The sequence below is a fragment of the Enterococcus sp. AZ197 genome (assembly GCF_050556405.1).
Lineage (GTDB): Bacteria > Bacillota > Bacilli > Lactobacillales > Enterococcaceae > Enterococcus > Enterococcus faecalis.
Genome location: NZ_CP187873.1, coordinates 2,541,514 through 2,554,625 on the forward strand (window position 1 = coordinate 2,541,514; position 13,112 = coordinate 2,554,625).

Here is a 13,112-nt window from a genome sequence, read left to right on the forward strand (position 1 = left end):
TCCTACTTTTTTGTTTCCTAACAAGTATAACATATTTTTTTCAAAGAAATACGCATTGGCTTTTACTTTCTGGCTTCAAAAATTACCTCTTCTAATCGAAAAATTGGGCTGCCTCATCTTGGGGTTTCACTCGATTGGCTAAGCCTTGATAAGCAGGATATTGCCACCACTCTTTCACTTGCCATAGGGCACTTGCTTCTTGGCGCGCAACTTCTAAAATGTTAAAGTCCGTCACGATATCTCCTACCGCAAATTGAGGCACCCCTGATTGCCGTGCACCGAACACTTCCCCAGGTCCGCGAAGTTCCAAATCACGCTCACTCAAGACAAAACCATTGGTGGTCTCTGTCATGATTTTCATACGCTCAACGCCCATTTCATTTTTCGGATTGGCCACTAAAATACAATAAGATGCACTGGAGCCACGCCCAACACGGCCCCGTAACTGATGTAACTGTGCTAACCCAAACCGGTCCGCATCCATAATTAACATCACCGTGGCATTTGGTACATTCACGCCAACTTCAATAACGGTGGTAGAAACCAATAATTGCAGCTGATTGTCTTTGAACTCCTGCATAATGTCATCTTTTTCTTGGTTTTTCATTTTACCATGTAGTAATCCCACTTGATATCTTGGGGAATAAAAGCTTTGCATATGTTCAAAAATTTCTGTTGCGTTTTTCACATCTAAGGCTTCTGATTCTTCAATCAATGGACAAATAATATAGGCTTGATGTCCTCGAGCCAGCTCTTTTTCCATCCATTCTAAAACAGTATCTAACTGCGGCGGCCGAATCCAACGTGTTTCGATTGGAATCCGTCCAGCTGGCATTTCATCAATGATTGATACATCCATTTCGCCATAGGCTGTAATGGCCAGCGTTCGAGGAATCGGAGTGGCCGTCATAAATAGAACATCTGGTTTTAAGCCTTTTTCTCTTAATATTTTTCTCTGGTTCACACCAAAACGATGTTGCTCATCGGTGATTACCAAACCTAATTGATGGAAACTGACATCTTGTTGTATCAAAGCATGGGTCCCTACCACAATGTCAATCTCGCCATTGGCCAGTTCTTCGAGGATTAGACGACGTTCTTTCGTTTTGGTGGAACCTGTTAATAAGGCCGTTCGCACTTCTAATGGATCAAACAACTGCTGTAAGCTTTCCATGTGCTGTTGCGCTAAAATTTCAGTCGGAACCATTAACGCCCCTTGAAAGCCAGCGGTCATGGTGGCGTATAGCGCAATCGCAGCCACTACCGTTTTCCCACTCCCCACGTCACCTTGAAGCAATCGTTGCATATGCTTCGGACTTCGCAAGTCTCGACAAATTTCATTGGTCACTTTTTTTTGGGCGCCTGTCAATTCAAAAGGCAGTCCTTGGGTGAACGTTTTTAAGCGATCCACGTCATATTGAATAGCTAAACCATTTTTTTCCGCTTTTTCTTGTTTCTTCAATCCTTGCATTTTAAGTTGGAAAAGGAAAAACTCTTCAAAGACTACTCGTCGTTTAGCTTGATGGCTTTCTTCTGGATTACTGGGAAAATGCATCGCCCACATTGCTTCTTTTCTAGGCATCAAGCGGTACTTTTCTAATAAATCATTCGGTAAAATCTCTTCAATCAGTGAACCATACTCTTCAAAAGCAGTGCGGATTAACTGAACCAACGTGCTTTGGCGGACTTTTTTATTCACATGATAAATGGGGGCGAAATCTTCATTGTCTCCTTTAGAAGCTAAGATTTTCATGCCATTTAATGATTTTCTCTTGGCATCCCATTTGCCATAAACAGCAATTTCTTCGGAAAGAACTACTTTGTCTTTTAAAAAAGGTTGATTGAAGAAGGAAACATTAATAACCGCATGTTCTTGCATCATTCGAAACGTTAACCGGCTCTTCTTATAACCGTACCGACTAACGACTGCTTCCGAAACCACTAGCCCTTTTAGCGTAACTTTTTCCTGATCCTGAATCTCGCTTAAATCCTTTTCTTGGATATCATCGTAGCGGAAGGGATAATACGTCAATAAGTCTTCAATTGTAGCAATTCCCAGTTCTTGTAAATTTTCAGCACGTTTTGGGCCAACACCGGGCAATACGCTGACTAAATCTGTGATGTCCATAAAATCCCCTCCTCATTAATATACGCAAAAAAATGGATCATTCATTAAATAGGCTGGTTCATTAGCCCTAACTAATGAACCAGCCTATTCGTTTTTATTTTTTCATCACGAAAACCTATTCTGCTGAGAATAAGTATGGATACACAGGTTGTCCACCTTCATGAAGTTCTGTTTCTAGTTCATCGTTTTCAGAAACTAAAATAGCGATTAGCTTTTCAGCTTCTTCAACCGAACCATCTTCGCCGACAATAATTGTCACGATTTCAGTGTCTTCATCAATCATGCGGTTCAACGTGTCTAATGATGCATTAAAACGATCTGCTTCAGAAACGACGATTTTACCATCAATCATTCCTAAGAAGTCATCTTTTTTAATTTCAACGTCATCAATGGTTGTGTCACGAACAGCTGTGGTTACTTGACCACTCACAACGCTGTCTAACATTTCCGTCATACTTGCTTTGTTTTCTTCTAATGATTGTTGATCATTGAAAGCTAACATTGCTGTCATTCCTTGAGAAATGGTTTTAGATGGAACAACCGCTACTGGTACATCGGCAACTTCTGCTGCTTGATCAGCTGCCATAAAGATGTTTTTGTTATTTGGTAAGATAATGACTTGCTCTGCATTCACTTCTTTGACTGCTTTTAAAATATCTTCCGTACTTGGGTTCATTGTTTGGCCACCACTAATAATGTAGCTTGCACCTAAACTTCGGAATAATTCTTGAACGCCTTCACCGGCTGCAATAGCAATCACAGCAAACGGTACGCGAACTTTTTCAGTCAACGCTTCTTGCTGAGCATCGCGTTCAACTAACGTTTCATGTTGTAAACGCATATTGTCTACTTTTATTTTTACTAACGAACCAAATTTTTGGCCGTAGTTCATCACTTCACCTGGATGCTCAGTGTGTACGTGAACTTTGATAATTTCGTCATCGTTAACGACTAATAGAGAATCGCCTAGTTCATTTAAGTAGTTTCTGAATGTTTCATAATCAAAAGCGCTGTCCACGGTTGGGCCTTCGCCGATACGAACCATAATTTCTGTACAATAGCCAAATTTAATGTCTTCTGTCGCAACGTGGCCACTAACACCACGGTGATGTTCAGCATTAACCATTTCGTCCATTTCGGCAGGACTTGGTTCATACGTTTCAGTTGGTAAAAATTCACCACTAAGCGCTTCTAAAAATCCTTCATAGATAAATAGTAGTCCTTGACCCCCACTATCTACAACGCCGACTTCTTTTAGGACAGGTAATAAATCAGGTGTTTTCGCTAAGGCACGTTTAGCGCCTGCTACAACAGCTGTCATAACTTCGATACAGTCATCTGTTTCTTTCGCTTTACGTTCACCAGAACGCGCCGCTTCACGAGAAACAGTTAAGATTGTTCCTTCAACGGGTTTCATCACTGCTTTATACGCTGTTTCTACACCATGTGTAAAGGCAGCGGCCAAGTCTTTGGCATTTAATGTTGTAACCTCAGGAATTTGTTTTGAGAAGCCGCGGAATAATTGAGATAAAATAACCCCAGAGTTTCCACGAGCACCCATTAATAACCCTTTGGATAACGCACCTGCTAATTCTCCTACTTTTTCAGAGCGAGAATCGGCCACAGCCTTTGCACCACTGGTCATTGATAAGTTCATATTTGTTCCTGTATCACCATCGGGTACAGGGAAAACGTTTAATGAGTTGACATATTCTGCATTTGTGTGCAGACGAGTCGCACCTGCCTGGACCATTTCCTGGAACTGACCTGCGCTGATTTCTGTTACATTCACCTAAAAAATCCTCCTTCAGATTTACCGCTAACGGCAACACACGACTTCCTTGTGCAATTGCATCGTTGACAGTACACTACCTCTAATCCGGTAATACACGAACTCCTTGAACAAAAACGTTAACTGAATTCGCAGTGACACCTAATAATGTTTCAAGATTATATTTTACTTTTTCTTGGACGTTACGAGAAACTTCAGAAATTTTTGTACCATAACTAACAATCGTGTAGACATCCACTGCGATTCCGTTGTCTTCTTGACGAACAACGACACCACGTGAGTAATTCTCACGACGTAAAATATCGTTTAAGTTATCTTTAATTTGATTTTTGCTTGCCATTCCGACAATTCCGTAAATATCTGTCGCAGCTCCGCCAACTACTGTAGCGATCACATCATTGGTAATCTCAATGGTACCTGCGGGTGTTTGAATTTTTACAGCCATTGATGAAAGCCTCCTTATAAGAGCACATTCGCCCTATTTTCTTCCATAACATTTTATCATATCCAGCCTTTAATTAAAAGGAAGTTCGTCAGATATTTTCATTCTTCCACTTCTAAGTGAACATTCTAGCAAGATTTCAATTTACTCTTTTTGATTGCTAAAGTCAAATCATAGAAAAAAATCTTCTTGCAAATCAGTGCCTAATATGATAAATTAAGTTAGTATGAGCTGAATATTATCGCTCCAAGATCAAGGCAAAGGAGGAAACTTAAAATGGCAAAAGTATGTTACTTCACTGGTCGTAAGACTTCAAGTGGTAATAACCGTTCACATGCGATGAACTCAACAAAACGCACTGTGAAACCTAACTTACAAAAAGTTCGCGTATTAATCGATGGTAAACCTAAAAAAGTTTGGGTGTCAACTCGTGCTTTGAAATCTGGTAAAATCGAACGTGTTTAATAAACTTAAATAAGCAAAGCTGGACGTTCGTTGTTCGGCTTTTTTTATTGCATAAAAAAAGAGGTTGGACCTTCATCACTTTACTGAAGGTCCAACCTCTTTTTACTTATCTTTACTTTGAATAACCGCAATCATCCCTGCATCGAAGGAAAAAGCAGCGGCTTCTTCGATAAATTCATTACTTGCATACGATGTTGGGTAAGGAACATCTTGATTGGTTAATAAATATTTACTGCGTCGTAGCGTCAAGTTTTCTACAGGCGTCAAACAGCAGTAGGCCAGATATTCTTTATCTGGCTCTTTCGGTACGATATACGAACCAGGGGCGTAATACTGGATGCTATTTTGACGATCGCATAGACGGATTTGGCGAAGTACGCCTTGAAATCGTGGTTCAAAGGGTAACCAAAGATTGGCTAACAGGTGGTCAATTCTGCCCCCTGTCGCACCGATAATCGTCATCTCTGCTTGTGGAAATCGTTGTAAAGCTTCTTGAAGCGCTAATTGTGTATCTGTATCATCTTTTTCAGCAGGTGCTTGAATGAGTGTTTCGGCAGTTTCTTGGACAAAATGGTATTCTTCTCGTGATAATGAATCAAAATCGCCCACCGCTAATTGTAACGGTAAATCGGCCTCTAATAAATGGAGACAGCCGCGATCAATACCTACGAAATAATCATACGTAGCTGGTTCAATGGTTGGCCAATCACTTGGATTGCCCCCAGCTACCAGTAAGACACGACTCATTTGTCTAGCACTGCTCTCAGTGCATCGATTCGTTCTTGAGGATTTTCAGCATTATAAATGTAGGAGCCTGCAACAAACACTTCCGCACCAGCTTCTTTGCAGCGTGCGGCAGTTTCAGGAACAATCCCACCATCGACTTCAATTTCATAGGTGTATCCTTTTGTTTCTTTCCATTCTTTTAATTGAGCAATTTTTTCTAGTGAGTTTTCAATAAATGATTGTCCGCCAAAACCTGGATTGACAGTCATTACCAAGACTTGGTCTGCTAAGTCTAATACATTTTCAATCATCGAAAGTGGTGTCCCAGGATTGATGGTTACGCCAGCTTTCACACCCGCATTTTTAATCATTTGTAAGGCACGATGAATATGGGGTGTTGCTTCTTGATGGACAGTAATAATATCCGCACCGGCTTCCGCAAAGGCATTGATATAGTTTTCAGGTTGTACAATCATCAAATGAACATCCAATGGTAGTTTTGTCACTGGACGAATCGCTGAAACGATATTCGGACCTAAGGTAATGTTGGGCACAAATTGACCATCCATGACATCAACATGAATATAATCTGCTCCTAATTCTTCTACTAAACGGATATCTCTTTCTAAATTGGCAAAATCGGCACTTAAAATGGATGGTGCTAGTTTCATTTGGCTCGCTCCCTTTATATTTGCTATGATTTTTTCTTATAAACAGGTCGTCGATTCTCGATTTCCATTAAAAACTGTAAATAATTTTCGTAACGACTCGTTGCAATGGTTCCCGCTTCCACTTGACGTTTCACTTCACAACCAGGTTCTTTGTGGTGCATACATTCACGAAACTTACAGTGAGAGGCCGCGGCAACAAATTCAGGAAATTGCTTTGGTAATTCCACTGCTTCCATCTCCAAGAAATCGATGGCACTAAATCCTGGTGTATCAGCAACCAAACCGTCGTATAACGGAATCAATTCCACGTGACGGGTCGTATGTTTGCCCCGTCCTAAAGATTGGGAAATTTCCGCAGTTGCTAGTTGTAATTCTGGTGAAATTTGATTCAACAATGTTGATTTTCCAGCGCCTGATTGTCCCATAAAAACAGTCAATCGTTCTGGGAAAAAGCGTTCTAATTCTTTGGTGGCTTCTACGTCTTCCGAAGCGATTACCGCATAACCTAACGCTTCATAAATCTGTTTAATTTCAGTGACTTCTTGACGTTGCGGCTCATCTAATAGATCAACTTTCGTTAAATAAATAACTGGTTCTATATCCTTATACTCTAAGCTGACTAAGAAACGATCCAACAAATTAAACGAAAAATTTGGCGAAACCATACTCATGACAACCACACCTAGATCCACATTTGCAACAGGCGGGCGCACTAATTCATTTCGTCTTGGTAAAATTTCCAACACATAACCATCTGTTAAATTATCGCTTTCAAAAAGCACTTCATCTCCCACGAGTGGCGTAATTTTTCGATTACGAAAATTCCCTCGCGCTCTTGTTTGATATGTTTCTCCATCTGCGTATACATAATAAAAACCGCTTAACGCTTTTCTGATTTGACCTTTCAGATAAACCACTCCTAACTACTTTCGAATATACAGGATAGTGGCAGAGAAATCAAGGGAGCCTCTCGATTCTATTAATTAAAAAGAGCCTAGGACATAAGTCGAAATGACTTACCTTCCTAGACCTAAATCTTAAGATAAATGGCGAGACAGGAGCAGCTTCTTCTTATTGCTGAGAAACACTATTTGAAAAGCAAATAGATGTTAAACAGTACCTACTTGGTTCTTGAAGCTAAACACTCCTGTCCCAACCTCTTGTCTTAATTACTCGTACTACTTTCACTAGTGGTGCTTTTTGAATCATTTGCTTTTGAATAATAAACTGTAACAGAGTCGCCTTTTTTGACTTTGCTGCCAGCGGATGGGCTAGTTCGTTCAACGACTTGGCCATCGCCAGAGCCAGATAATCCTTGTTCATTGATTTTAAGGCCAGCGTTATTGATGCTGTCTTCTGCAGCTTTTGGCGAATAACCTGAAATATCAGGAACAGTTACTGAGTCACTGCCTTTGCTGACATGTAAAGTAATCGTGTCATTTTTCGGATCAACAGCGGTACCAGAAGCTGGTTCTTGACTAATCACGGTATCTTTTTCAACTTTGTCGCTTTCTTCGTCCACTCGTTTAATTTGAGATTCTGGGATACCTAAAGCAATTAAGCGACTTACCGCATTATCGTAAGAAATTCCGCTATAATCAGAAAGTGTCACTTTGTCGCTACCTTTACTTACATATAACGTCACTTGGCCATTTTTAGGTGTCACGGTGCCACCTGGTGCGGGGTCTTGCGTAATGACTAAACCTGGTTCTACCGTATCGCTTGCTTGGTCGACACGCGTAATTTGAGATTCAGAAATACCTAATTGTGCCAGTGCATTTACTGCATTTGTGTAGGAATAACCGGCGTAACTAGGCAAAGTAACCGCTTCTGGTCCTTCACTGACCGTTAAAGTAACTTTGTCTTTTTTCGGATCAACTTTTTTACCTGCAGCTGGTTTTTGTTTAATAATGTTATCTGTAGACACAGAATCACTGTATTCTTTTTTTGTTGTAATTTGGTCTTCTGAAAACCCTAGTTTTTTCAAGGCTTCGACAGCAGATTCATACGATTCGTTTGTATAATCGGCCATCTCAATTTTTTCTGTCCCAGAGCTGATGTACAAAGTAACAGATCGGCCTTTTTTCACAGATGATTTTGCTTCGGGGTCTGTTTTGACCACCTTGCCTTCTTCAATCTTATCGTCGGGAATTTTTTTGGTTTCACTATCGACTTTCAGCCCGGCACTTTGTAGCGCTTGTGAAGCGTCCGCTTTCGTTTCATTTGTAACATCAGGAACTTCAACGTCTTTACCACCCGACATTGCAAAGGCTAAGCCACCTATTGCTAAAGCAATTAATGCCGCAATTGCTAAGCCAATCCACAATTTTTTACGGTTTTTCTTCGGTGGTTGTTCAGCTAAAATGTCATCTGCGATATCTTCTGGGACTTCGACAGGCGTTGTCTCTTCCGGTTCAGCGATGTCTTCGGGTATCGGAGTTAATACTTTCGTTTCTCCTAATAAAGCCGTTGGTTCCCACGCAGGTTCGTTTAAACGACTGGCTGACAAGGACGTGTATAAGTCTTCTGCCATCTCATTCGCTGTTTTGTAGCGATCGCTTGGGTCTTTTGCGGTTGCGTGACGAACCACATTTTCCAATGATTGAGGAATTCCTGGATCAAACATTTTGACAGAGGGAATTTCTTCTTGAAAATGTTTTAAGGCAATCGTTACGGCTGATTCACCATCAAAAGGTACATTCCCTGTTAGCATTTCATAGAGAATAATTCCCACAGCGTAAATATCTGATTGGTTAGTCGCCATGCTTCCGCGCGCTTGTTCTGGCGATAAGTAATGCACCGAACCTAACATTGTGTTCGTTTGCGTAATTGACGTTTCTGACAAAGCAATCGCAATCCCAAAGTCAGTAATTTTGACTGTGCCGTGTTCGTCAATCAGAATGTTTTGCGGTTTTAAATCCCGGTGAATAATTCTATGTTCATGTGCCATTGCGACAGCAGATAAAATTTGTTGCGTAATGTCCACAACTGTGGAATAAGGGATTGGGAAATGCGTTTGGATGTAACGTTTTAAGTCCATTCCTTTTACATATTCCATGACTAAATATTGTAGTCCATCTTCTTCGCCTACATCGTACACACTGACGATATTCGGGTGAACCAGCTCAGTTGCGGCTAGTGCTTCACGCTGAAAACGTCGGATGGCGGCTTGATCGTTTTGGAAGTCAAAGCGCAAGACTTTTACTGCAACGTCTCGGTCTAAAATTAAATCGTGTGCTAAATAGACGTTGGCCATGCCGCCGCTTCCGATGCTGCCAATAATGTGATATCGACCATTCAGCTTCTTGCCGATTTCTATCATTGGTTTTCCTCCTTCTGTTCGTCAAAGTGTATCACTAACACGGTAATGTTATCTAAACCACCCGCTTCATTTGCTTGGGCAACGAGTTGGCTTAATTTGGATTCTAAGGGATCTGACGTCTCTAAAATTTCTAAAATTTTTGTCTCAGGAACCATATTGGTTAAACCGTCCGAACATAACAGTAAATAGTCATTAGGCAGCCATTCATGATTGGTTACATCGACTTCGACAGTGCCAGGCATTCCCAAAGAACGTGTTAGGACATTTTTTCGTGGATGATTTGCAGCCATCTCACGAGTAATCTCCCCTGATTTTACTAGTTCATTCACTAAAGAATGATCTTCTGTTAATTGTAACATGTGTTGGTCACGAACTAAATAAGCACGACTGTCCCCCACATTTGCTAAGACAAATGAATCTGGTAAAAGGATGGCACCAACCACGGTTGTCCCCATTCCTAAATACTCTGGTTTCGATTGTCCGCGTTCATAAATTTTTTCATTTTCCTTTTGAATTGCTTGAATTAACCACTGTGCAGATTTTTCAGCTGAGTCGACAGACGCATTGGACCAACTCTCACCTAAATTATTGACTGCCATTTGGCTAGCGACATCACCTGCTTGGTGACCACCCATGCCATCTGCTAAAACAGCAAAGGTTATGTGTTGTTGGTTCTCAAAAACGTTGGCATAATCTTGGTTCGTATTTCTTTTGCGACCGACATCTGATTGAACGTTGATTTCCAAATTATTTCACCTCATTTGAACTAACTTTCCGCATACAGCAAATAAAGAAGCCATCTGTCATGTATTGATGGGGATACAGAACCAGTTCTTGCTCTTTTACTACTGCTTGGACATTTTCATTTGCAACAATTTCAATTTTTTCAAATTCAGGGTGTTTGGCTAAAAAGGCTGCCACTACTTCCTGATTTTCTTCTGGCGTAATAGTACAAGTGCTATAGACCATTATACCCCATTGTTTTAGTGTTGGGGCAACACTTTCTAAGATTTCTAACTGAATTTTAGGTAAATTTTGAAAATCATTGGCCGTTTTATGGTATTTAATGTCTGGTTTACGGCGCATTAGCCCTAAGCCTGAACATGGTGCATCAACTAAAATCCGATCAAAGGTTTCTGCGGGAAATTCTTCGGCCACTTGTCGCGCATCAAGCTTTTCTGCTTGGACGACATCCGCCACATGGAGGCGTTGCGCATTTTCATTAATTAGCTTAATTTTGTGCGCATGAATATCTAAAGAAGTCACACGACCACCTGCTTCAGCCTCTAAAAAAGTTGCGATATGAGTCGTTTTGCCACCAGGAGCCGCACAAGCATCCAAGACACGATGATGCGGTTCAATTTGCATCGCTGGAGCCACGAGCATAGAGCTTTCATCTTGAATGGTTAAACAACCGTTAATAAACAGTTCACTGCCAGCTAAGTAGCCTTTTTCAGCGACAACACCATAAGGGGAAAGTTGACTTTCCTTCGCGGCAATCCCTGTTTCTTGTAATTCTTCCAGCGCTTCTTCTCGTGAAATAAACCGTGTGTTTACTCGGCCACTCGCATGACTTTTTTCAAATAATGATAAACCTAACTGCCGTGTTTCTTCTTCGCCTAATTGGGCAAGTAATTTTTCTGTTAACCAACGTGGCATGCTAATTTCCGTTGCTAAACGATCAACTGGATCGCTAATTGCTGCCAAACTAGGTGCTCCATTTCGTTGGAACGCCCGCAGCACGCCATTCACGAATTTACCAATCCCAGGATTGCCACGACGTTTGCCAATTTCAACCGCTTCATTAATGACTGCATGATCAGGCACTTTATCTAAATAAAGTAATTGATATAACGATAAAATCAATAAATTTCTCACCCAATTATCGACTTTTTGCGGTTTCTTAACAAATGGTGTTAAGTAGTATTCCAACAATAATTTGCGACTAATTGTGCCGTAGACAAGTTCTGTAAACAAGCGGCCATCTTTCTCGCTTAGTTCTGATTTTGTCATCATTTCATTAAGTAAAAGATTGGAGTACGCCCCACCTTTATCCACACGTTCGATGGTTTCTAAAGCAACGTATCGAACAGAACGTTTTAATTTCTTGGGGATTTTTTCAGCCATTTTTGTTAGTCCACCTTATCTTTTTCTGCGACATTTTGACCAACGCCATTTAAAAATTCTTGAATCGTTAATTGACCTTTACCTGCTGGTTGCAGGCGATCAATTTGAAGGACTGTCCCTTCACCACAAGCAATCCATAGCACTTTTTTACTACGCTGGATAATCGTTCCTGGGGCGCTGGTTGTTGTTTCAGTCAGTGGTGTCACTGCCCAAATTTTCCAGTTGGTCCCTTGATAGGTTGTGAACGCTGTTGGCCAAGGACGCATACCACGCACTTGGTTATCAATTGCCTCAGCAGTTTTTTGCCAGTCAATTCGTTCTTGTTCTCGGGTAATATTGGGTGAAAAAGTAGCCTCTTCTTCCACTTGTGGAATAGGCGTAATTTCGCCAGCAATTAGCTTAGGTAACGTTTCTAATAAAAGTTCTTTTCCTAGAATGCTTAATTTTTCAAACATGGTGCCTACATCATCTTGTTTCGTAATCGGAATTGCACGTTGCGATAAAATCGCGCCAGCATCCATTTTTTTCACCATTTCCATAATCGTGACGCCTGTTTCTTTTTCTCCTTCAATAATCGAGTAATGTACAGGTGCGCCGCCACGATATTTTGGTAAAAGTGAGGCATGGACATTAATCGCACCTAGTTTGGGCGCTTTTAAGATTTTCTCTGGTAAAAATTGACCAAAGGCTGCTGTCACAATTAAATCTGGTGCTAAGTCAATCACTTTTTCCATTTCAGGAGAACCTGAAATTTTCTCTGGTTGTAAGACTAATAAGTTATGTTTTAAAGCTGCTTCTTTGACAGGCGTTGGGGTAATCACTTTTTTTCGGCCAACTGGTCGATCTGGTTGCGTGACAACCGCTTGAACGTCATAGCCTGCCTCGATTAAACTTTCTAAAATCGGAACAGAAAAGGCTGGTGTGCCCATAAATACAATTTTAGTCATCAAAATGTTCCTCCATATACGCTTCTAAATCTTCTGGTGCAATTTTCTCAATCATTTTATCGATAAATAACTCGCCGTTCAAATGATCAATTTCGTGTTGAAAAGCTCGAGCTAAATAACCGTAAGCCGTAACTTCCATTTCTTCACCTTCACGGTCAAAATAACGGACAGTCACTTCATCTGCTCGTTCAACGGTTCCATATGTTTCTGGAATACTTAAACAGCCTTCCACATCAATACTGGTTCCCTTTTTTTCAATAATCACTGGATTAATTAGTTCAAAACGACCAGATTCTTCATCAATTTCAATTACTGCCATTTGCAAATTTTTGCCAATTTGCGGGGCTGCTAAGCCAATCCCATCATGGGCCAGCATTGTTTCATACATATCCTCTAGTAACTGCACAATTTCATCGGTAATAATCGTCACAGGTTGAGCCTTCATTTTTAAGTGTTCGTTCGGGTGAATCACAACTGGATAGCGCATAAGTG

General features: G+C 40.8%; 12 protein-coding genes. 1 reads left to right on the forward strand and 11 read right to left on the reverse strand.

Features of this window, described 5'->3' with window-relative positions:
- Nucleotides 1-91 precede the first annotated feature (91 nt).
- From recG to IGK82_RS12255, 3 genes are all read right to left on the reverse strand, one after another.
- Entirely contained in the window at nt 92-2,128 is a 2,037-nt protein-coding gene (gene recG / locus IGK82_RS12245; RefSeq protein WP_002372822.1) for an ATP-dependent DNA helicase RecG, read from the reverse strand.
- Nucleotides 2,129-2,243: 115 nt separating this feature from the next.
- Nucleotides 2,244-3,920, reverse strand: a complete 1,677-nt coding sequence (locus tag IGK82_RS12250; RefSeq protein WP_002354936.1) for a DAK2 domain-containing protein — start codon at nt 3,918-3,920, stop codon at nt 2,244-2,246.
- Nucleotides 3,921-4,002: 82 nt separating this feature from the next.
- Nucleotides 4,003-4,365 (reverse strand): Asp23/Gls24 family envelope stress response protein, encoded by a 363-nt coding sequence (locus IGK82_RS12255; protein ID WP_002354933.1) that lies wholly within the window; start codon nt 4,363-4,365, stop codon nt 4,003-4,005.
- Nucleotides 4,366-4,638: 273 nt separating this feature from the next.
- Between IGK82_RS12255 and rpmB the strand changes: the two genes are divergently transcribed.
- The gene (gene rpmB / locus IGK82_RS12260; protein WP_002354928.1) at nt 4,639-4,827 is read left to right on the forward strand and encodes a 50S ribosomal protein L28; all 189 of its coding nucleotides are present in this window, start codon (nt 4,639-4,641) and stop codon (nt 4,825-4,827) included.
- A gap of 102 nt (nt 4,828-4,929) precedes the next feature.
- Here the strand turns inward: rpmB and IGK82_RS12265 are convergent, their stop codons facing one another.
- The 8 genes from IGK82_RS12265 to def form a co-directional block, all read right to left on the reverse strand.
- Nucleotides 4,930-5,574, reverse strand: a complete 645-nt coding sequence (locus IGK82_RS12265; RefSeq protein ID WP_002361010.1) for a thiamine diphosphokinase — start codon at nt 5,572-5,574, stop codon at nt 4,930-4,932.
- Entirely contained in the window at nt 5,571-6,224 is a 654-nt protein-coding gene (gene rpe, locus IGK82_RS12270) for a ribulose-phosphate 3-epimerase (RefSeq protein WP_002354925.1), read from the reverse strand. The genes IGK82_RS12265 and rpe overlap by 4 nt, the downstream gene beginning before the upstream one ends.
- A gap of 23 nt (nt 6,225-6,247) precedes the next feature.
- Nucleotides 6,248-7,141: a ribosome small subunit-dependent GTPase A gene (rsgA, locus tag IGK82_RS12275; protein WP_002359046.1), complete on the reverse strand. Its 894-nt coding sequence runs from the start codon at nt 7,139-7,141 to the stop codon at nt 6,248-6,250.
- A gap of 248 nt (nt 7,142-7,389) precedes the next feature.
- Nucleotides 7,390-9,546, reverse strand: coding sequence for a serine/threonine protein kinase IreK (gene ireK, locus IGK82_RS12280; protein WP_002365367.1), 2,157 nt, complete (start codon nt 9,544-9,546; stop codon nt 7,390-7,392).
- Nucleotides 9,543-10,292 carry a Stp1/IreP family PP2C-type Ser/Thr phosphatase gene (locus tag IGK82_RS12285; RefSeq protein ID WP_002354922.1) on the reverse strand — a complete coding sequence of 250 codons (750 nt, stop codon included), beginning with the start codon at nt 10,290-10,292 and terminating at the stop codon, nt 9,543-9,545. The genes ireK and IGK82_RS12285 overlap by 4 nt, the downstream gene beginning before the upstream one ends.
- 1 nt (nt 10,293) lies before the next feature.
- Nucleotides 10,294-11,673, reverse strand: a complete 1,380-nt coding sequence (gene rsmB, locus IGK82_RS12290) for a 16S rRNA (cytosine(967)-C(5))-methyltransferase RsmB (RefSeq protein WP_002367437.1) — start codon at nt 11,671-11,673, stop codon at nt 10,294-10,296.
- Nucleotides 11,674-11,678: 5 nt separating this feature from the next.
- Nucleotides 11,679-12,620, reverse strand: coding sequence for a methionyl-tRNA formyltransferase (gene fmt / locus IGK82_RS12295; protein WP_002367438.1), 942 nt, complete (start codon nt 12,618-12,620; stop codon nt 11,679-11,681).
- Complete coding sequence (def, locus tag IGK82_RS12300) at nt 12,613-13,107, reverse strand: peptide deformylase (protein ID WP_002371656.1); 495 nt, start codon at nt 13,105-13,107, stop codon at nt 12,613-12,615. Before def ends, fmt begins: the two co-directional genes overlap by 8 nt.
- Between the last annotated feature and the right edge of the window lie 5 nt (nt 13,108-13,112).

Bases quoted from the DNA above. Each gene is read 5' to 3' on its own strand.
- recG (WP_002372822.1), bottom strand. From the start codon at position 2,128: ATGGACATCACAGATTTAGTCAGCGTATTGCCCGGTGTTGGCCCAAAA.
- IGK82_RS12255 (WP_002354933.1), bottom strand. From the start codon at position 4,365: ATGGCTGTAAAAATTCAAACACCCGCAGGTACCATTGAGATTACCAAT.
- rpmB (WP_002354928.1), top strand. From the start codon at position 4,639: ATGGCAAAAGTATGTTACTTCACTGGTCGTAAGACTTCAAGTGGTAAT.
- IGK82_RS12265 (WP_002361010.1), bottom strand. From the start codon at position 5,574: ATGAGTCGTGTCTTACTGGTAGCTGGGGGCAATCCAAGTGATTGGCCA.
- rpe (WP_002354925.1), bottom strand. From the start codon at position 6,224: ATGAAACTAGCACCATCCATTTTAAGTGCCGATTTTGCCAATTTAGAA.
- ireK (WP_002365367.1), bottom strand. From the start codon at position 9,546: ATGATAGAAATCGGCAAGAAGCTGAATGGTCGATATCACATTATTGGC.
- rsmB (WP_002367437.1), bottom strand. From the start codon at position 11,673: ATGGCTGAAAAAATCCCCAAGAAATTAAAACGTTCTGTTCGATACGTT.
- fmt (WP_002367438.1), bottom strand. From the start codon at position 12,620: ATGACTAAAATTGTATTTATGGGCACACCAGCCTTTTCTGTTCCGATT.
- def (WP_002371656.1), bottom strand. From the start codon at position 13,107: ATGCGCTATCCAGTTGTGATTCACCCGAACGAACACTTAAAAATGAAG.